Origin of the sequence: Xanthomonas albilineans (assembly GCF_009931595.1) — a bacterium.
Lineage (GTDB): Bacteria > Pseudomonadota > Gammaproteobacteria > Xanthomonadales > Xanthomonadaceae > Xanthomonas_A > Xanthomonas_A albilineans.
Genome location: NZ_CP046570.1, coordinates 1,940,060 through 1,958,135 on the forward strand (window position 1 = coordinate 1,940,060; position 18,076 = coordinate 1,958,135).

General features: G+C 62.4%; 15 protein-coding genes, 1 tRNA gene, 1 other RNA gene and 2 pseudogenes. 6 read left to right on the forward strand and 13 right to left on the reverse strand.

Annotated features, from left to right (window positions below; genetic code table 11):
* Positions 1-5: 5 nt before the first annotated feature.
* On the reverse strand, positions 6-437 hold the full coding sequence (locus tag XaFJ1_RS08095) for a type II toxin-antitoxin system RatA family toxin (protein WP_012916182.1): 432 nt from the start codon (positions 435-437) through the stop codon (positions 6-8).
* Positions 438-498: 61 nt separating this feature from the next.
* On the opposite strand from XaFJ1_RS08095, the gene smpB reads away from it, so the two are divergent.
* A complete protein-coding gene (smpB, locus tag XaFJ1_RS08100) occupies positions 499-1,002 on the forward strand; it encodes an SsrA-binding protein SmpB (RefSeq protein ID WP_012916183.1) in 504 nt (167 codons plus the stop codon).
* 69 nt (positions 1,003-1,071) lie between these two features.
* Here the strand turns inward: smpB and ssrA are convergent.
* Positions 1,072-1,423: a transfer-messenger RNA gene (gene ssrA, locus XaFJ1_RS08105) on the reverse strand.
* 59 nt (positions 1,424-1,482) lie between these two features.
* Here ssrA and XaFJ1_RS08110 point away from each other — a divergent pair.
* Positions 1,483-1,599, forward strand: a pseudogene (locus tag XaFJ1_RS08110) (IS3 family transposase); the annotation flags it as partial.
* Between the two features lie 229 nt (positions 1,600-1,828).
* The gene (locus XaFJ1_RS08115) at positions 1,829-3,172 is read left to right on the forward strand and encodes a hemolysin family protein (protein ID WP_012916184.1); all 1,344 of its coding nucleotides are present in this window, start codon (positions 1,829-1,831) and stop codon (positions 3,170-3,172) included.
* Between the two features lie 158 nt (positions 3,173-3,330).
* Here XaFJ1_RS08115 and XaFJ1_RS08120 read toward each other — a convergent pair whose 3' ends face one another.
* Positions 3,331-3,516 (reverse strand): hypothetical protein, encoded by a 186-nt coding sequence (locus tag XaFJ1_RS08120; RefSeq protein ID WP_012916185.1) that lies wholly within the window; start codon positions 3,514-3,516, stop codon positions 3,331-3,333.
* Positions 3,517-4,006: 490 nt separating this feature from the next.
* Here XaFJ1_RS08120 and XaFJ1_RS08125 point away from each other — a divergent pair, with 490 nt between their 5' ends.
* Positions 4,007-4,813 carry an SDR family oxidoreductase gene (locus XaFJ1_RS08125; RefSeq protein ID WP_012916186.1) on the forward strand — a complete coding sequence of 269 codons (807 nt, stop codon included), beginning with the start codon at positions 4,007-4,009 and terminating at the stop codon, positions 4,811-4,813.
* 13 nt (positions 4,814-4,826) lie between these two features.
* On the opposite strand, the gene XaFJ1_RS08130 is transcribed toward XaFJ1_RS08125, so the two are convergent.
* Both XaFJ1_RS08130 and XaFJ1_RS08135 read right to left on the reverse strand, forming a co-directional pair.
* A complete protein-coding gene (locus XaFJ1_RS08130) occupies positions 4,827-5,561 on the reverse strand; it encodes a sulfurtransferase (protein WP_012916187.1) in 735 nt (244 codons plus the stop codon).
* Between the two features lie 29 nt (positions 5,562-5,590).
* Positions 5,591-5,956: a DUF6164 family protein gene (locus XaFJ1_RS08135; protein WP_012916188.1), complete on the reverse strand. Its 366-nt coding sequence runs from the start codon at positions 5,954-5,956 to the stop codon at positions 5,591-5,593.
* A 66-nt stretch (positions 5,957-6,022) separates the two neighbouring features.
* Here XaFJ1_RS08135 and XaFJ1_RS08140 point away from each other — a divergent pair, with 66 nt between their 5' ends.
* Together XaFJ1_RS08140 and XaFJ1_RS08145 are read left to right on the forward strand one after the other, a co-directional pair.
* Positions 6,023-6,466 (forward strand): FKBP-type peptidyl-prolyl cis-trans isomerase, encoded by a 444-nt coding sequence (locus XaFJ1_RS08140; RefSeq protein WP_045757285.1) that lies wholly within the window; start codon positions 6,023-6,025, stop codon positions 6,464-6,466.
* A gap of 13 nt (positions 6,467-6,479) precedes the next feature.
* Positions 6,480-7,739, forward strand: coding sequence for a TIGR03862 family flavoprotein (locus tag XaFJ1_RS08145; RefSeq protein ID WP_012916190.1), 1,260 nt, complete (start codon positions 6,480-6,482; stop codon positions 7,737-7,739).
* Positions 7,740-7,779: 40 nt separating this feature from the next.
* Here XaFJ1_RS08145 and XaFJ1_RS08150 read toward each other — a convergent pair whose 3' ends face one another.
* The 8 genes and pseudogenes from XaFJ1_RS08150 to serS all read right to left on the reverse strand — a co-directional run bounded on the left by XaFJ1_RS08150 (position 7,780) and on the right by serS (position 17,982).
* On the reverse strand, positions 7,780-9,966 hold the full coding sequence (locus XaFJ1_RS08150; RefSeq protein ID WP_012916191.1) for a diguanylate cyclase domain-containing protein: 2,187 nt from the start codon (positions 9,964-9,966) through the stop codon (positions 7,780-7,782).
* Positions 9,967-10,170: 204 nt separating this feature from the next.
* On the reverse strand, positions 10,171-11,793 hold the full coding sequence (locus tag XaFJ1_RS08155; RefSeq protein ID WP_012916192.1) for an FMN-binding glutamate synthase family protein: 1,623 nt from the start codon (positions 11,791-11,793) through the stop codon (positions 10,171-10,173).
* 130 nt (positions 11,794-11,923) lie between these two features.
* The gene (locus XaFJ1_RS08160) at positions 11,924-13,210 is read right to left on the reverse strand and encodes a nucleotide sugar dehydrogenase (RefSeq protein WP_012916193.1); all 1,287 of its coding nucleotides are present in this window, start codon (positions 13,208-13,210) and stop codon (positions 11,924-11,926) included.
* 283 nt (positions 13,211-13,493) lie between these two features.
* On the reverse strand, positions 13,494-14,507 hold the full coding sequence (locus tag XaFJ1_RS08165) for a hypothetical protein (protein WP_012916194.1): 1,014 nt from the start codon (positions 14,505-14,507) through the stop codon (positions 13,494-13,496).
* A 124-nt stretch (positions 14,508-14,631) separates the two neighbouring features.
* Positions 14,632-14,925, reverse strand: a pseudogene (locus XaFJ1_RS08170) (IS5/IS1182 family transposase); the annotation flags it as partial.
* A gap of 295 nt (positions 14,926-15,220) precedes the next feature.
* A tRNA-Ser gene (locus tag XaFJ1_RS08175) sits at positions 15,221-15,310 on the reverse strand.
* A gap of 193 nt (positions 15,311-15,503) precedes the next feature.
* Positions 15,504-16,439 (reverse strand): LysR family transcriptional regulator, encoded by a 936-nt coding sequence (locus XaFJ1_RS08180; RefSeq protein WP_012916196.1) that lies wholly within the window; start codon positions 16,437-16,439, stop codon positions 15,504-15,506.
* Positions 16,440-16,701: 262 nt separating this feature from the next.
* Positions 16,702-17,982: a serine--tRNA ligase gene (gene serS, locus XaFJ1_RS08185; RefSeq protein ID WP_045757286.1), complete on the reverse strand. Its 1,281-nt coding sequence runs from the start codon at positions 17,980-17,982 to the stop codon at positions 16,702-16,704.
* Between the last annotated feature and the right edge of the window lie 94 nt (positions 17,983-18,076).

Below are 18,076 nucleotides of genomic sequence, written 5' to 3' on the forward strand. Positions count from 1 at the left end.
GCAAGCTACTCCCGTTCCTGGTCGGCGACACGAACGAAGTCGTTGACCATGCGATCGGCCAGGCTCTGGAAACCCAGCGCCAGCGCCGGCCCCAACAACCGCGAGGCAGGCTCGAAGTCCAGCATCAAACTGACCTTGCTGGCGCGCTCGTTGAACCCCTGAAACTCCCACTGGCCTTGCATCCGTTTGAATGGGCCGTCACGCAGCAGCATCTCGATGCGTTGGGGACGCTGCAACCGATTCTCGGTGGTGAACCATGTACGGAACGATCCCAAGCCCAGATCCAGCCGCGCCACCAGGGACTGGTCGCTCTGCTCCAGGATGTGGGCCGCATCGCACCAGGCAAACCGGCGCGGATAAGCGGCGACGTCGTTGACCAGATCGAACATGCGCGTTGCGGGGTGTTCGACCAGAGCGCTGCGGCGGATGATAGGCATTCGATACGAGGAAATCAGACCAAGACGATTCGGGAAGCCCCGAATCGGAGACAATAGCAAGATGAGCAAGAAACCTGGCAAGGATAAAGCAAACGGCCCGACGGCCAACAAGACCATCGCCCTGAACAAGCGCGCGCGCCACGAGTACCATCTGGAGGATCGCTACGAAGCCGGGCTGGCCCTACAGGGCTGGGAGGTCAAGTCGATCCGCGCTGGCCGCGCCAACATCGGCGAGAGCTACGCTTTCGTCCGTCAAGGTGAACTGTTCCTGTTCGGCGCGCAGATCACGCCGTTGATCCAGGCCTCCACCCATGTGGTCGCCGACGACCGACGCACGCGCAAACTGCTATTGCACCGGAACGAGATCGACAAGCTGATCGGTCGCGTCGAACGCGACGGCTACACCCTGGTCCCCACGGCGATGTATTGGAGCAAGAACAAGATCAAGCTGGAGATCGCACTCGCCAAGGGTAAACAGGACCACGACAAGCGCAACGCAGCCAAAGACCGCGACTGGGCCCGCGACAAACAGCGGATCATGCGCCGGCACAACAAGAACGCGTGATGCCTGGACCCGGGCATCGCCTTGCGGGCAGAAAAAAACCCAACGGAGAACAGTTGGGTTCTGGGTGAATGGTGGAGGTGGGCGGAATCGAACCGCCGTCCGAAGGCACTCCATCCCCGGCACTACATGCTTAGCTCATCGTTGCATCTCGCCCCGGAACAGCACGATGTGCGAAGCGCATCCCGGGACCAGCCTGCTTGATTTAGCCAGTGGCTGACAGGCAGCCACCACCGACGATTCCGTGATAATGACCCTACGTCGCGAGCACGGACACAAGCGATTTCGGGGCTAGGCCTTAAGCGGCCAGAGCGTAGTTGTCGTCGTTGGCAACTATAAGTTTGCGGCTGGATTTACGAGGAAAGCTGCCCCCTCGGCATGCGCCAAGCGATTTTGCAACCCCCGTCGAAACCAGTGCACCCCCGGGGACAACGTCAAACGCTGACTACGATAGTGTAAGGATTGGCGAGGGCGGTCACAAGACGCGCCGAGGTGTTCGACTATATGGAGATGTTCTACAACCCAAAACGCCGCCATGGTTCAAATGGCGACCTGTCGCCTGTAGAGTTCGAGCGGCGCTACGCGCAACGAGGGTCATGAGTGTCTACGGAACCCTGGGCGTATCACTGGGCAATTCATTGCCTACACTCGCCGAGCATCGCAATCCAGCAGGCGGGGCCTCCAAGTGGACACAGCTGTCGCGATGGTTTGTTACCATGTCGCAGCACCCTTCGCCGGGTGCATGCTATGGACGACGCCACTCATTCCCCTCCCCTGCGCCACCCTGGCGCACCTGTCCCCGCTTCCCTTGCCGCCAGGGAGCGCGCGCATGCTTGAACTGTTGATCGTGGCCGCTCTGGTGCTGCTGAACGGCTTCTTCGCGATGTCGGAGATGTCGCTGATGACCTCGCGCAAGAGCCGGCTGAAGCAGATGGCGCAGTCCAGCTCCCGCGCGGCCAAGGCACTGGCGCTGGCCGAGAATCCCGAACACTTCCTCTCCACGGTGCAGATCGGCATCACCGCCATCGGCATCCTCACCGGCGTATTCGGCGGCGAAGCCATCGGCACGGCGATCGCCACGCGGCTGCAGGTGCTGTTCCCGGCGCTAGCCGCGAACTTCACCCTGATCGGCCACCCGCAGCCGTATTCGGCAATGATCGGCAAAACCCTGGCGATCGTACTGATCACCTTCCTGACATTGATCTTCGGCGAACTGGTACCAAAACGCGTGGCGCTGACCCGTTCGGAAACCATCGCCAGCATCGTCGCGATCCCGATGGGTTGGCTGGCGCGGATCGCCGCCCCAGGCGTTTGGCTGCTGTCGCGCTCGACCCGACTGGTGCTGCGCCTGCTCGGTCTGGGCAAGGAAGAATCGGCATCGGTGACCGAAGAAGAAATTCGCATACTGGTCGCCGAGAGCCACGAGGCCGGCGTGATCGACGCGCACGAGCGCAACATGATGAACCGGGTCATGCGCCTGGGCGACCGCACCGCCGACAGCCTGATGACCCCACGCAATCGCATCGCCTGGCTGGATGCCAACGCCGAGCCGCAACGCAACCTACAGGTGATGCACGAACATGCATTCTCGCGCTACCCCGTGTACCGCGGCAACGATCAGGACATCGCTGGCGTGCTGGAAGTGAAATCGCTGGTGACGCGCATGGGGAGCGGCGGCGAGCAGTTGTTCCAAAGCCTGCGCGACACGCTGTTCGTGTCCGAATCCACTCATGCGATGAAGCTGCTGGAGATTTTCCGCGAGGAACAGCAGTCGATGGCGCTGGTGGTGGACGAGTACGGCGAGATCCAGGGACTGGTCACGGTCAGCGACCTGATGGGCGCCGTGGTTGGACGCCTGCAATCGGTGGACAACGCCGACGAGGATGCATTGGTGGTGACACGTAGCGATGGCTCGCTGCTGATCGACGGTTCGCTGGCAATCGAGGATCTGCGTGAATTGCTGGGCGGCGCGGAGTTACCCAGCGCCGAGGAAAGCGACTACAACACCCTGGCCGGCTTGTGCATCTACTACTTCGGACGCATCCCGCATACCGGCGAGTTCTTCGACTGGGCCGGCTGGCGGATCGAGATCGTGGACCTGGACGGCGCACGCGTGGACAAGCTGCTATTGCACAAGCTGCGGGACGATAACAGCGATGACATCACAGGGTGAATGGCCGTCGCGAACGACGGCAAAGGCCGCTGTATCGAGGGTAGCTGTGCGATAGCACTTGCCTGGCACAGGCCTCTGCCTCAGAGCTGGAGATGAACAAAGTATGGACGCAACGCAGCGTTAGTTAATGCCACGCTGCAACACCGACACCGTCCGCCTCACCCCTGCAGAAGACGTAGGTCCGATTCGCTGACGAACACGTGACTCACGCGCGGCGTGGTGGTGTTCATGCCACGGTCATCTGAAACATGACTGCGCAAACGCTCCAGATAGATCGACATCTGCTGCAAGGCAGCTTCCAGTCCACAATCGTGCACAGAAGGCGCAGGATGTTGTTCGCTCATGTCGTCATCACCTATTAGAACTTCGTTGACCGAAGCCGCATCACTGCGACCGGTAACCGTAGTGAAACACGGTGCAGGCAGATGACACACCCGACAAAATCAACTCTCCGTGAAGAGGCTTCGATCCTGTGATACACATCGACACAACAGACCCTACAGCCGGGCCGGCACTCGCTTCCTCCGCAGGCACTTGCGCAAACACCTAACGAATTCAGGCTGCAACGGCGCCCTCGCTCCCTATATCGGCGACGAGCTAAAACGAGCATAACGGTGCGATGTCGTCGTAGCTGTTGGCAATCAACAACCACTCGTCACGGCAATAGCGAGTCAACGCCGATTACCGACAAATTACCCAATGCGCGCTGCATTACAGCGACAACAAGCCGAACACGGATGTACGCTGGCATCGCTATCGGTCATCAGACGTCACGGCGACGCCGGCCACACGGCATCACCGCCACGCTGTGTCCCCACCTGCCCGAGTGCCACCATGCCCCTTCTCCCGCCGCCCTCTAGCGTTTCCCTGCCGCCGTTGCGCGATCGTGTGGTCCTGATCAGCGGCGGTGCACAAGGTATCGGCCGCGGTGTGGCGCATGCGGTGCTGGATGCCGGCGGCTATGTCGCGCTCGGCGATCTCGATACCGAAGCCGGGCGTGCCTGTCTGACCGAATTGGGTGCAAACGACCGCGTGCTATTCCGACGCCTGGATGTGACCGCCGAGGCGAGCGTGCGCCGTTTCATCGACACCGCGCTGGCGCGATTCGGACACATCGACGGCCTTGTCAACAATGCTGGTATCGCCGATCCATACACAGGGCCGCTGGAACGCCTATCGTTGCGCGAGTGGCACCGGCGCCTGGCCACGAACCTGGGCGGCGCGTTCCTGTGCTGCAAACACGCGCTGCCGGCCCTGAAGGCCAGCCGTAGCGGCGCGGCGATCGTCAACATTGCCTCTACCCGCGCCCATCAGTCGGAAGCGGACAGCGAAGCCTACGCCGCAGCCAAGGGCGGGCTGGTAGCCTTCACCCATGCGCTGGCAATCAGTGCTGGACCTGCGGTGCGGGTCAACTGCATCAGCCCAGGCTGGATCGCCACCGACGCATGGCGCAAGCCGAGCACGCGACGTAAGCCAATACTGTCGCGGCAGGATCACACCCAACACCCTGCCGGCCGCGTGGGCACGCCGCAGGACATCGGCGCACTGGCGGTGTATCTACTCTCGGAACAGGCAGGCTTCGTCACCGGTCAGGACATCGTGGTGGACGGCGGCATGACCCGGAAGATGCAGTACGCCTGAACGCAACAGGTATCTACGGCACCAATGGCTGCAGGTGCGGATCCAGCGCCACGCGATCGTCGAAGACGAAACAGCGACCGTCGTACCCCTCTCCCCCCACTTCCTCGAAGTAACCGAGAATGCCGCCATCCAGTTGCAGTACATTCTCCATGCCATCGGCGCGCATCCAAAGTACCGCCTTCTCGCAGCGAATCCCGCCGGTGCAGAAGCTGACCACGGTCGCGTCGGCCAGGGCCGTGCGATACGGTGCCAGCGCCTCGGGCAGCTCGGTGAACTTGACGATCGGCAAGGTCAGCGCGCCGGCAAAGGTGCCGTGCTCCACTTCCTGCGCATTACGCGTGTCCAAGAGCACCACGCGCCGACCGGTGTCGTCGTGACCCTGGCGCAGCCAACGCTGCAACGTGACCGGCGCCACCGTCGGCGCGCGCGCGCCATCCAGTGGCGAGGCGGCGTCGCGACGGAAACTGATGATTTCCGGTTTAACCTTGGCTTTCAGCCGTGCGAACGGTTGCTGCACACTGACACTGGTCTTGACCCGTAAATCGGCAAAGCGCGGATCGGCGCGCAACTGCGCGTAAAAGGTGTCGATGGCCAGCGTCGCCCCAGCCAGGAATAAATTGATGCCCTCGCCCGCCACCAGAATGGTGCCGCGCAATCCGACCCGTTCAGCCGATGCGTGCAATTGCGTGGCAAACGCATCCGGATCGGCGATAGCGACGAAGTGATAGGCAGCGGTATTGGCGATCATCTGCGTATCTTAGCCTCGCACCTGCGCCTCTAGCCGCGCAGCAGCACGAACGGCAACAGCACCAGCGAAGCAACCAGCAGCATTCCCAGCAAGATGCCCAGCACGAACAGTGGACGCCGCCGCAGCAAACTGACGAACGTCTCGGCGCTGCCATCGCGCAACGCCGCCGCGCGCTCGGCGCGAGCACGCGCGCCGCGCTGTGTCTGGTATTCGGCCAATAGCGCTTTGGCACGCGCTTGCTCGGCATCCTCGCGCAGCCAGATGCCGCCAGCAGAGATGCCAAACGTGCCGGCTCGGGTTTGGTAATAGTCGATGCAGGCGGCATCGAGCAACGCACACACCTCGGTGCGCTCGTCCTCGGGTACGTCGCGCAGGTTGAGCAATCGTTTGGCCATGCGCCGATGATAGCCGCTGCGGCGATGCGCTACCCTTGCACGCCCTGTCCACCGTCGATGTTGCCCATGCGCCGTGTCCTGCTGTTGTTGAGCCTGTCGTTGCCAGCCTGGCTATTGGGCGGCTGCACCCCGCCAGGCCCGCCGCCTGGCGGCCGGATCGCCAGCTTCCAGGCACTCGACGAGCGCGTCGGCAACGGTGCCGAGGCACACCCCGGCAATCGCGTGACCGTGCATTACACCGGCTGGCTGTACGACGAAAACGCCAAGGACAAGCAAGGCGTGAAATTCGACGCCTCCGCCGACCATGGCCAACCCTTTTCCTTCCTGCTCGGCGGTGACCAGGTGATCCGTGGCTGGGACGAAGGCGTGGCCGGGATGCGCGTGGGCGGTAAGCGCCGATTACTGCTGCCACCGGAGTACGGCTATGGCGACAACGGCGCGGGTGGCGTGATCCCGCCTGGGGCCTCGCTGGTGTTCGAGGTCGAACTGCTCGACGTCACGCCACGTTGAGCCAGTCGCAAGGATGTCCACCGATAAGCTCGTCGCCCGCGTGCACGGCCGCATCGCCATCGTCGGTGGCGGCCCGGCCGGGCTGATCGCCGCCGAAACCGCGTGCGCGGCCGGCGCCGAGGTCGATCTGTACGAAGCCAAGGGCTCGGTCGGGCGCAAGTTCCTGATCGCTGGCAAGGGCGGACTCAACCTCACGCATTCCGATCCGTTCGCAGACTTCGTCTCGCGCTACCGCGAGCGCGCCACCGCAGTCGGCGACTGGCTGGCCGATTTCGATGCGCAGGCGCTGCGTGCCTGGGCGCAAGCGCAGGGCGTGGAGACCTATGTCGGCAGTTCCGGGCGAGTGTTCCCCCTGGACCGCAAAGCAGCACCGCTGCTGCGCGGATGGGTGCGCCGACTGAAGGACGCGGGGGTACGCTTCCACGTACAACACCACTGGCTGGGCTGGCACGCGGATGGTGCACTGCGCTTTTCCAGCGCCGCTGGCGAATACCTGGCCCAAGCCGATGCCTGCGTGTTGGCGCTGGGCGGCGGCAGCTGGCCGCAGCTCGGTTCCGATGGCGCCTGGCAGGACACACTACGTGCCCGTGGGGTGGAGCTGGCACCACTGCGACCGTCCAACTGTGGCTTCGAGGTGGCCTGGAGTACGCATTTCCGCGGACGCTATGCCGGCAGCCCGCTGAAGCCGGTGATCGCACACTGGCACGACACCGATGGCCGTGCGCAGTCGCTACAAGGCGAATGCGTAGTCAGCGACTCCGGCATCGAAGGCAGCCTGATCTACGCGCTGTCGGCGCACCTGCGCGAGGCAATCGCCACCTACGGCCCGACAACAGTGTGGCTGGACCTGGCGCCAGGCCGCACACTGCAACGTCTACAGGCCGAACTGGGCAAGCCGCGCGGTGGACGCAGCTTCGGCGAACACCTGCGCAGGCAGGCGGGAATCGATGGGGTCAAGACCGCTCTGCTGTTCGAAGTGCTGGGCAAACAGGCTGGTCAGGATCCGGCCCAGGCCGCCGCCACACTCAAGCGCCTGCCGCTGACCCTGTTGCGGCCGCGGCCGCTGGCCGAGGCGATCAGCAGCGCCGGCGGCGTGCGCCTGGAAGCGCTGGACCCACAACTGATGCTGTACACCCTCCCAGGCACCTTCTGCGCGGGCGAAATGCTCGACTGGGAAGCCCCAACCGGGGGCTACCTGCTAACCGCCTGCTTCGCCAGCGGAGTACGCGCCGGTCGCGGCGCCATCGCCTGGCTGCAACGCCACACTGGCTGAACACGGTAGCGCCCGGTACCGGGATGCGCCAGCGCGACGCTCAGAGCGTCGCGATCTGCACGCGACGGTTGGGGTCGCGCTTGGCCGCATACATTGCCTCGTCCGCACGCTGCGTGAGTAGTGTCGGGTCAAAGACGGCGCCAGTCTGCAGAGCGATGCCGATGCTCGGCTGCAACGGCAGACGCTGGCCTTCGACCAGACAGCCCTCGGCGGCGACCGCCAGCACCCGCTCCGCCGCAGCGGTCGCCTCGCGGTGCGGGTCGTCGAGAATGTCCAACAGGACCACGAATTCGTCACCGCCAAGCCGCGCAATGAAGTCTTTCTCGCGCAGGCACGTCTTGAGCAGGCGGGCGAAATGCACCAGCACCGCGTCACCGACATGGTGGCCGTAACGATCGTTGATACCCTTGAAATCGTTCATATCCAGGAACATCAACGCAGCGTGGGCATCGCTGCGACGCCCAGACTGATTGAGCAGTTGGCGCAGAGCCTGATTCCAGGCCATACGGTTGGGCAGCCCGGTCAGCTCGTCGTGCAGCGCACGCGCTTCCATCATCCGCGCCGACCGGGTCTGTCCGGTAATATCGCTGACCATCATGTGGAAACCGGCACGTTGCGGCGCCAATGCATCGTCCGGCACTAAGCTGAAATGCATGATCCGCGCCTCGCCAGCCGCATTGTTGAGCTCGGCGTCGAACTGTGCCGGCTGCCCATCCAACGCCGGTGACACGTGCGTGGCAAGCAATTCGAACTGCACCGCATCCAGTACCTCGTGCAGATGACGGCCGACGATCTGTGCCGGCAGCAGCGCGAACCAATCGGCATAGGGCTTGTTGACGAACTGGAAGCGCAGATCGCGATCGACGTAGGCAATCAATGCCGGCGCATTATCGGCGATCGTGCGTAGCTGCGATTCGCTGTGGCGCAAACGCTGTTCGGCCAGCTGCCTCTCCGTGACATCCTGGATTTGCGAGACGAAATGCACCGGACGCTGGTATTCGTCGCGCACCAGCGATACTGCAAGATGTGCCCACAAGGTGCTGCCATCACGACAAAGGTAGCGCTTGTCCAAGTGGTAATCGTTACGCTCGCCAGCAACCAACTCCTCCAGCAACGCCGCGTCCCTGGCAATATCCTCCGGATGCGTGATACGTCTGAAATCCATGTCCAGCAACTGCGCGCGACTGTAACCGAACATCGCGCACAAGGCATCGTTGACTTCCAGCCAGCGCCCTTCCAGCGATACCAGCGCCATCCCATGGGCGGCGGCCGAAAACGCACCGGAGAAGCGCTGTCCAGCAAGCAGCGCCGCACGCGTGGCCTCGCGTTCAGCGGTGACATCGCGCATCACGCACACCGCGCCAAGGATGTCTCCGTCGGCGGCGTACAGACGTTCGGCATTGCACAGCACGCTCCGCTGCTGTTGCCCCTTGGCGGCGATCACCATCTCCACGTCGCGTATCGATTCTCCATGCCAGGCACGCACCAGCGGCACCTGCTCCATCTCAAGCAGGCGTTCGCCGGCGGCATCGAACAAATTGAAGTGCTCCGGCCATTGCGCCGGCGGCAGCGCGCGGGGATCGGCGCTATGCCATTGCCGCGCAACGCGGTTGAACTGGCCCAGGGTGCCGTCGGCCGTACACGACACCACGGCATCGGGCATGGTCTCCAGCAGCAACGACAGTGTCTGCGCCTGGGTCTGGGCGATGCGGCCATCGCGGCGCGTCTCCAGTTGCGCGGTGACCTGCTTGGCTAAGCGCTGCAGTCCTTCGCGCTGACGTTCGCTCAACTGCCGTGGCCGGGTGTCGATCACGCACAAGGTACCGTAGATATAGCCGCCACTGCCCAGCAAGGGCATGCCGGCATAGAAGCGGATGTGCGGCGCGCCCAACACCAACGCATTTTGGGCAAAGCGCGGGTCCAACAGTGCATCGGGGACTTCCATCAAGTGCGGCGACAGCAGCGCATAGGCGCAGAACGCCAGTTCGCGCGGGGTCTCGATCACGTCCAGCCCACAGCTCGCCTTGAACCATTGGCGCCGCTCGTCGATCAGCGACACAATCGCGATCGGTACTTCGCACAGTTGACTGGCAAGCCAAATCAGGTCATCGAAGACGGGCTCCGACGGCGTATCCAACATTTCCAGTTCGGCCAACGCACGCAATCGTTGCGGCTCCCACTCCGGCAATGGCAGAGGGATGAAGGAAGGAGGCTGGGTCTGGCTCATGCGGTGCATGCAATTTAAATATAACCATCACAATAGCCGGCCATGGCGTCAAGGGAGAATGAGCCTGACAGGGCCGTCGGCACCAGCCGGACCCCACGCAAACTGCGGATCCGCCCCCTACCGCCGTCACCTGGCCCCGTCATCGGCGCACTCTGGCATCCCTGATATCGGCAGGGACTGGCTGGGACTGAAGGCTCCGGGCGCTCAGCGCGATTTACTCTCGCTTAGACGACGAATCCGCGTCGGCGGCTGAAACGAATCGCTGCGCGCATCTTCCCAGTAATCGCGGAACACCGCATGGTCAGGGAGCGTCCGCAACAGTTCGCCCGGCTCCAGATAAGAATAGAGGGACGCCAGCGAGCGGATCTCCACATGCGAAACCCGGCGCAGAATGTGTTCAGGCCCAAGCTGCGCCGGGTGTTGCAGGCCAGCGGCACAAAGCAGCTCGGCCAATGCCTTGAGCGTATTGGCGTGATAGTGCGCGACCCGGTTGGCCTTGTCGGTCGGATCCAAATGCTGCCAGCGGCGGCGGTCCTGGGTGGCGACGCCAGTCGGGCAACGGTCGTTATGGCAGCTCAATGACTGAATGCAGCCCAACGCGAACATGAAGCCGCGCGCGGCATTGCACCAGTCCGCGCCCAGCGCCAGGGTCCGCGCGATGTCGAAGGCACTGGTGATCTTGCCAGCCGCGCCGAGCTTGACCCGCTCGCGGATGTCCAGCCCGACCAACGTGTTGTGCACTAACAGCAGCGCCTCCTGCATGGGTACGCCGACATGGTCGATGAACTCCGCCGGTGCCGCACCGGTGCCGCCCTCGGCACCGTCGACGACGATGAAGTCCGGGTACATCCCGCTCTCCTGCATCGCCTTGGCGATGGCGAACCACTCCCAGGGATGGCCGATCGCCAACTTGAACCCGGTCGGCTTGCCGCCAGACAGCGTACGCAGCCGGGCGACGAACTGCAGCAGCTCCAACGGCGTGGAGAACGCCGTATGGCGGGAGGGCGATACGCAATCCCGACCCAGCGCCACCCCGCGCGCGGCCGCGATCTCGGCGCTGACCTTGGCCGCCGGCAGCACACCGCCATGACCCGGCTTGGCCCCCTGCGAGAGCTTGATCTCGATCATCTTGACCTGCGCCAAGGTGGCACTGGCGACGAAACGCGGTTCGTCGAAATGCCCGTTTGCATCGCGGCAACCGAAATAGCCGGAGCCGATTTCCCACACCAAGTCGCCACCACCTTCGCGGTGATAGGGCGAAATCGAGCCTTCACCGGTGTCGTGATAGAAGCCGCCTTGGCGCGCACCGCCGTTGAGTGCGCGGATGGCGTTGGCCGACAGCGCACCGAAACTCATCGCCGAAATATTGAATACGCTGGCCGAGTATGGCTGCGCGCAATCGGCACCCACGGTGAGGCGGAAGTCATGATCGGCAATTTCGCTGGTGGCCAAGGAATGGTTGATCCATTCGTAATCGGCCGCATAAGCGCTACGCTGAGTCCCGAACGGCACAACATCCATGACGTTTTTGGCACGCTCATAGACCAAGGCGCGCTGTTGACGCGAGAACGGCACCTCTTCGATATCGCTCTGCAGGAAGTATTGACGTATCTCCGGACCGACCGATTCCAGTCCATAGCGGAAATGCGCCAGGATCGGGTAGTTGCGGCGCAACGTACTGGGCGTCTGCAACAGATCCACCGTCCCGAGTACGGACAGCACGGCGAATGCAACCACACCCAAACCCCACAGTGGCCAGATCGCGCACAACGCGATGGACAACGCCAGCAACAGACAACTGGCGAGATAGGCTAGGTAACGGTGCATGACGTTCCTTGCGGGAGTCGAAAGCCAGCGGCGAGTGTAGGCGCTGACGGCGGGCAATGACGTCGGAGCGCGACTGCCCCGCTCCGCCCGCGTACAGCGCCAGCCAACCATTCGGACAAGGGCGACGCGGCTACAGCCGGTCGTCCACCACCTCGCGCGGCCACACCGATTTGACGTCGTAGACCACTAGATCCGAGTTACCGAGCGCACGAATCTGCGTGGCAGCGAAGCCGCGGTAAGCATCGTGCGCCACCGCCAGCACCACCGCATCGTAACGACCAGGGACCGGCGCGGGCAGCAGGTCGACGCCATGCGCACGCGCAGCCTGCGGATCGGCCCAAGGGTCGCAAGCGTCCACTCGGGCACCGGTGGCAGCCAACGTCTGGACCAATTCCAGCGCTCGACTATTGCGCAAGTCCGGGCAGTTTTCCTTGAAGGTGACACCGAGCACAAGTACATGGGCCGCCACCATCGGCACGCCCTTGCCGGCCAGCAACGCCTGCACCCGCGCGGCGACATGCGCGCCGACCCGGTTATTGACCTTGCGCGCGGTATGGATCAGATCCGGGTGATAGCCGACGCTTTCGGACTTGTGCAGCAAGTAATACGGGTCCACGCCAATGCAATGGCCGCCAACCAGACCAGGTCGGAACGGCAGGAAGTTCCACTTGGTACCCGCTGCCTCCAACACATCGTGGGTATCAATGTCCAGCCGATCGAAGATCAACGCCAATTCGTTGACCAGGGCGATATTGACGTCGCGCTGGATGTTTTCCACCACCTTGGCCGCCTCGGCTACACGGATCGAAGGCGCACGCCAAGTGCCGGCCGTGATGATCTCCGCGTACAGCGCATCGACTGCTGCGGCAGCGGTGGGATTGGAGCCGGAAGTGATCTTGCGTATATCGGTGAGGCGCCGCTGGCGATCGCCGGGACTGACCCGCTCCGGGCTGTAGCCGCAATGAAAGTCGACGTTGCAGCGCAAGCCCGAGCCCTGCTCCAGCAGCGGCACGCACACTTCCTCGGTAGTACCCGGGTACACCGTAGATTCGTAGATCACCAGATCGCCGCGCTTGAGTACGCCAGCCAACAATTGGCTGGCCTGACGCAGCGGCTGCAAGTCCGGCTGCTCCTGCGCATCGATCGGGGTCGGCACGGTGACGATGTAGACCGTGCGGTCACGCAACGCGGCCACATCGTCGCTGTAGTGCACCTGTACGCCAGCGCGCAACTCCTCCGGCTGCATCTCCAAGGTCTGATCGTACCCAGCACGCAGTTGTGCCACCCGTTGTGCATCGATGTCGTAGCCAAGGGTGTCGTAGCGCGCACCGAACGCCACCGCCAGCGGCAGGCCAACATATCCGAGGCCGATGACGGCAATACGCGGGGACGGATCGAACAGAGTTTCGACAGGCATGCCGTTCCTTTGTTGGGCATCTGCGGCAGCGTGCCGCTGGCGCGGGGGGCGCGAGCTTCCGCAGTCCGCAGAGGATGCCCATGGTAAGCCCGACCGTGACGCGCACCAAGCCATGCGTGACGGCACGCATGCGCGGCTGCACACCCGTACATTGGCGATTTCCCATCAACGCAGGCAGAGTAGCCCAAAGTTATACAGGATGGGTGGAGGCACCTTCCCCAAAAACTGGCGGAGAGGATGGAAGCGGTGAGCGAGCTCGCGAAGGCGATCACGGCCATCCAAGTCAGACTCTAGTTTTCGCGACGGCCTCAGCCACCTTCCCCTCAATCCATTCCGGAAGCATCAAATCATGCCAGCGCCCCACGGGATGATCAGCCCACTCCCCTTTGGCCCTTGGCAATTGCCAACACTTGTTGCTTCGATCATCGCAAATTCCGATCCCCCGCGGCGTCAACGCCAAGCTGAGGTGCGGCAAATCGGCTTCCTGCCACGCCCCGCGGTCACGGATGACTTCGTTGATCGCAATATGCGCTATAGCGTCCGCTCCTCTGGCTGTCTGCCAGTAAGCCAATGTGACCCTTGTTGGCGTTGATGCGCAGGTGATGCCACCGGGCATATAGATCGCATCATCCACGGTAACGGTAGATGCGATACCTGCGTGTCGAAGTTTTTTGATATCTGCTTCCGAGAACTGCGCGGTGTGCTGCGGGAACGCCCCTTTAAGACGGAAGCGTTCCGCCTCATCGGGCCAACTGCGCACGAACGCCTCGAGCAAAGCCCGATTTTCCATCGCTTCATGGGACTTGATATCCAGGCACGCGATCACGTTGTCGAAAACGACGGCAAATAGCAGGTGCTCAGAACGATCTGCATAGTAGGAATCCATCTTCCCGGAACGCGGTACCAAGTGGAAGTGATGGATGCCCCAGTCTGCCCACAAGAGGTCTGTTCTGTTTTGCGATTTGATCCCGCTGGTGTCGTGGTGCTTGGTCAATCCCTTTCCCTGAAAGGGATTGAGGTCTTCGCCAGCCAAGCTGTACTGTTCAAATACGGCAAGTGCTCGTCCGACTTCACCGTACAAGCGCCTGGGGAAACTTTTCGAATACACAAGTGGACGAGGCTTCGGATCCACAAACCGAAGCCGGAAATCCAACCATCGCAAGAGAGCACTATCCATATGTTGGATGGCCTTGGAATGGGTAATCTCACAAAAAACAAGCAAACATGCGGAAATCGTTTCGGTCTCCGCTCGAAACTTGCTCGCGAGTTCATCACGGAATGGCAGCTTGTTCTCCATCGCGCTAACGTCCCCCCGGTGATGTCCCAGTCCTATGTCTTTCCTGTTAACCGACATCGGGCGCCGGTCACATCCGACGCGCAGTGTAAGCTTCCATTTCGTCTGCCTTGAAAAATCGCTTCCATCAAATCCCAATTGAATATAGCGTTGACTTGGCGATCATCGGCGCCAGCACGATGGCACGAATCCAGGTACGCAAAAAAGCGATCCAACGCATCAGCTGGCATAGGCTGTAACCGACCGCGGCGCCGATGGCTTTCAGTGCATCGCTCTGAGCGCCCTTGAACCAGTAGCGGCTCAGCCTATGTTCCTGCTTCAAATGCCCGATCACCGCTTCCACCGCCTGCCTCCGCTTGATCCAGTGCCATTGCAGTCGCATCAGCGACTTGAACTTGCCTAGGTGCAGCATCTGGCCACCCTACACCTCGCGTCCTCAATAACTCCGATCCGTGATTGCCACGCGGGCTTCTGCATCGGTGTACTACATCAGCGCTCGTAGCAGCTCACTAAGCCGTTCTTTCGTGTGGAGGGTTAGCTTGATGGCCTTCGGTTCCAAGACGGTTTGCAGATCGATGAGAACGCTTTGGCGGAAGAACCAGTGATCGGAGGAGGATCGAACGAGGTCATTAAGGATACGCATCGGGATTTGTGTCCCGCCTCAGACATCAATTTTCGCACCCAAATCAATACAATTCACTCGTTCATATAGAATATGGCGGAGAGAGTGGGATTCGAACCCACGGAAGGTTTGACCCTTCGCCGGTTTTCAAGACCGGTGCCTTAAACCGCTCGGCCATCTCTCCGATTTGGAACTACTGCATACCGCCGGAAAAATTCTGCGGCATATGCGCACGCCATGTCGACCCTATCGACGTGCACATGACTTCTCGCTGCGCCAAGGCAGACATCGCACATGCTGCTGCCTGCCAACACTAGGGTGCATTTTCGCACGCCAGCGCGTGTTTTGCTCGCCCACCTCGACCGACAGCTGGTCCGCTATCGACTGTCACTGCCACAGTGCAGACGCGAGGCTTCGAGCTGCCCTGGCAGGTGTTCGGCAAGGAAGTCGATGAACACCCGCACCGCCGGCAACAGGCCACGGCGCGAAGCGAACACCGCATGGCAGATACCCTGCGGCAAGGACCATTTCGGCAATACCACTTCCAGTTCGCCGTTGCGCACCGCCTCCGCACAGACCGTCTCGGGCAGCAAGGTGACACCGAAGCCGTCCTTGACCATCGATTGCAGCAGCGGGAAATCGAACCCTGCCACGCGCGGCTGCAAATCAACACGTCGTACTTCGCCCGCAGGGCCATGCAGTTCCCAGTGTTGGCGCACCTCGTCCTCGCTAATGCTCAGGGTCACGTGCGAAGCCAACTCTTCCGGCTCCTTGGGGCGGCCAGCGCGGTCGAGGTATTTGGGGCTGGCCACCAGCAGTTCCTGCACCTGGCCGAAGCTGCGCATCACCAGACTGCCATCGTCGTCCAGGCGCGAGCGCACGCGCAAGGCGACGTCGTAGCCTTCGTTGATTATGTCCACGCGACGGTTGCTGATGTTCAACTGCAACCGCACCTTGGGATATCGATCAAGGAACATGGGCAACAATTTAGGCAATTGCATCTGCGCCAACGATACCGGCACGCTGACCCGGACCAGGCCACGCGGCTCGACGCTCAGCCGGTCCACCACTTCGCGCGCGGCCTGGGCTTCGGCCAGCATCATCTGCGCGTGGCGGTGCACGTTCATTCCCAGGTCGGTGACGGCGAAGCGGCGCGTGGAACGTTGCAGCAGACGCACGCCCAGGTCGCTTTCCAGCTGACTGATGCGGCGGCTCAAGCGCGACTTGGGAATCCCCAGCGCACGCTCGGCAGCGGCAAAGCCACCGTGATCGACCACCATCGCGAAGTAGTACAGGTCGTTGAGGTCGTGCATGTTCTTTTCGATATTCAGAACGATGGGGACAATCGGATCCGATCGGCTCTCATCTTACAACGACATAGGCCGTATAAAGCGACCGCATTCGCCACGATACCCTATCATCATGCGCCCCGGCCCCCCATCCCGCCCTCTAAGAGCGGCGGCCATGTCCAGCGGGCGCGGACAGCGCGCAGGAAACGCCTTGCTCAGGGACATAAGGATTCCGGACACCGCCCGCGGCGTGTCCGGCAGCAAAGCCATCGTTTGTTAGCCACTCTCAACCGATACGTTCGACACCCCCCATATAGGACTGCAGCGCCTGGGGCACGCTGATCGAGCCATCGGCGTTCTGATAGTTCTCCATCACCGCGATCATCGCGCGGCCAACGGCGGTACCGGAGCCGTTGAGCGTGTGCAGCAGCTCGGGCTTGCCGGTGGCGGGATTGCGCCAACGCGCCTGCATGCGCCGTGCCTGGAAATCGCCGCAATTGGAGCAGGAAGAAATCTCGCGAAAGGTCTGCTGCGAGGGCAGCCAGACTTCCAGGTCGTAGGTTTTGCTCGCCGAAAACCCCATGTCGCCGCTACACAGCAGCATCTTGCGGTACGGCAGTCCGAGCGTCTCCAGCACCACTTCGGCGCAACGGGTCATGCGTTCGTGTTCGGCCGCGCTCTCTTCGGGTCGGCACACGCTCACCAATTCCACCTTCTCAAACTGATGTTGGCGAATCATGCCGCGGGTATCGCGGCCACCGCTACCGGCTTCGGAGCGGAAGCACAACGAATGCGCGGTCATGCGCAACGGCAGCCGCTCGGCTTCGACGATCTCGTCGCGGACCAGATTGGTCAGCGAGATCTCGGAAGTGGAAATCAGGTAGCGCTTTTGTTCGCCCAGCGCAGTGGCGAACATGTCTTCCTCGAACTTGGGCAATTGGCCGGTGCCGTAGAGGCTGTCGGCGTTGACGATCACCGGTACGTTGGTTTCTTGATACGCATGCGGACCGGTGTGCAGATCGAGCATGAACTGTGCCAAGGCGCGATGCAGCCGCGCAATCGGACCCCGCAGCACGGTGAAACGCGCGCCCGACAGCTTGGCGGCGGATTCGCCGTCCAGCCAACCGTGTTGCATCCCCAGCTCGACATGATCCTTGACCGGGAAATCGAACGTGCGTGGCGTCCCCCAACGCTGCACTTCGACGTTGTCGACCTCGTCCTTGCCGGTCGGCACGTCGGCCTGCGGCAGATTGGGAATCTCCAGCGCCAGCGTTTCCAACTGGGCGCGGATCTCGTCCAGACGCTGCTCCGACGCCTTCAGCTCGTCACCGAATCCAGCCACCTCGGCCATCAACGCAGCCACATCCTCACCCTTTGCCTTGGCTTGGCCAATCGCCTTGGAACGGCTGTTGCGCAGGCTCTGCAATTCCTGAGTCCGCACCTGGATGCGCTTACGGTCGGCCTCCAGAGCGTCCAGTGCGAGCACATCCAAGACATAGCCACGACGGCTGCGCAGCTGCTCGGCAAGGACGGCGGGCTGTTGGCGAAGCAAAGCGGGATCGAGCATGGACGCGGCGGGCAGTGGCAATGAATACGCCATTATCGCCTGTCTGGCGTGGCTTTGCCGACGCCTGGCAACGCAGGGCGGGATTCACCACCCC

What these genes read in the sequence shown, in the direction of transcription:
- XaFJ1_RS08095 (WP_012916182.1), bottom strand. Translation starts at nt 437, where the DNA reads ATGCCTATCATCCGCCGCAGCGCTCTGGTCGAACACCCCGCAACGCGC.
- smpB (WP_012916183.1), top strand. Translation starts at nt 499, where the DNA reads ATGAGCAAGAAACCTGGCAAGGATAAAGCAAACGGCCCGACGGCCAAC.
- XaFJ1_RS08115 (WP_012916184.1), top strand. Translation starts at nt 1,829, where the DNA reads ATGCTTGAACTGTTGATCGTGGCCGCTCTGGTGCTGCTGAACGGCTTC.
- XaFJ1_RS08120 (WP_012916185.1), bottom strand. Translation starts at nt 3,516, where the DNA reads ATGAGCGAACAACATCCTGCGCCTTCTGTGCACGATTGTGGACTGGAA.
- XaFJ1_RS08125 (WP_012916186.1), top strand. Translation starts at nt 4,007, where the DNA reads ATGCCCCTTCTCCCGCCGCCCTCTAGCGTTTCCCTGCCGCCGTTGCGC.
- XaFJ1_RS08130 (WP_012916187.1), bottom strand. Translation starts at nt 5,561, where the DNA reads ATGATCGCCAATACCGCTGCCTATCACTTCGTCGCTATCGCCGATCCG.
- XaFJ1_RS08135 (WP_012916188.1), bottom strand. Translation starts at nt 5,956, where the DNA reads ATGGCCAAACGATTGCTCAACCTGCGCGACGTACCCGAGGACGAGCGC.
- XaFJ1_RS08140 (WP_045757285.1), top strand. Translation starts at nt 6,023, where the DNA reads ATGCGCCGTGTCCTGCTGTTGTTGAGCCTGTCGTTGCCAGCCTGGCTA.
- XaFJ1_RS08145 (WP_012916190.1), top strand. Translation starts at nt 6,480, where the DNA reads ATGTCCACCGATAAGCTCGTCGCCCGCGTGCACGGCCGCATCGCCATC.
- XaFJ1_RS08150 (WP_012916191.1), bottom strand. Translation starts at nt 9,966, where the DNA reads ATGAGCCAGACCCAGCCTCCTTCCTTCATCCCTCTGCCATTGCCGGAG.
- XaFJ1_RS08155 (WP_012916192.1), bottom strand. Translation starts at nt 11,793, where the DNA reads ATGCACCGTTACCTAGCCTATCTCGCCAGTTGTCTGTTGCTGGCGTTG.
- XaFJ1_RS08160 (WP_012916193.1), bottom strand. Translation starts at nt 13,210, where the DNA reads ATGCCTGTCGAAACTCTGTTCGATCCGTCCCCGCGTATTGCCGTCATC.
- XaFJ1_RS08165 (WP_012916194.1), bottom strand. Translation starts at nt 14,507, where the DNA reads ATGGAGAACAAGCTGCCATTCCGTGATGAACTCGCGAGCAAGTTTCGA.
- XaFJ1_RS08180 (WP_012916196.1), bottom strand. Translation starts at nt 16,439, where the DNA reads ATGCACGACCTCAACGACCTGTACTACTTCGCGATGGTGGTCGATCAC.
- serS (WP_045757286.1), bottom strand. Translation starts at nt 17,982, where the DNA reads ATGCTCGATCCCGCTTTGCTTCGCCAACAGCCCGCCGTCCTTGCCGAG.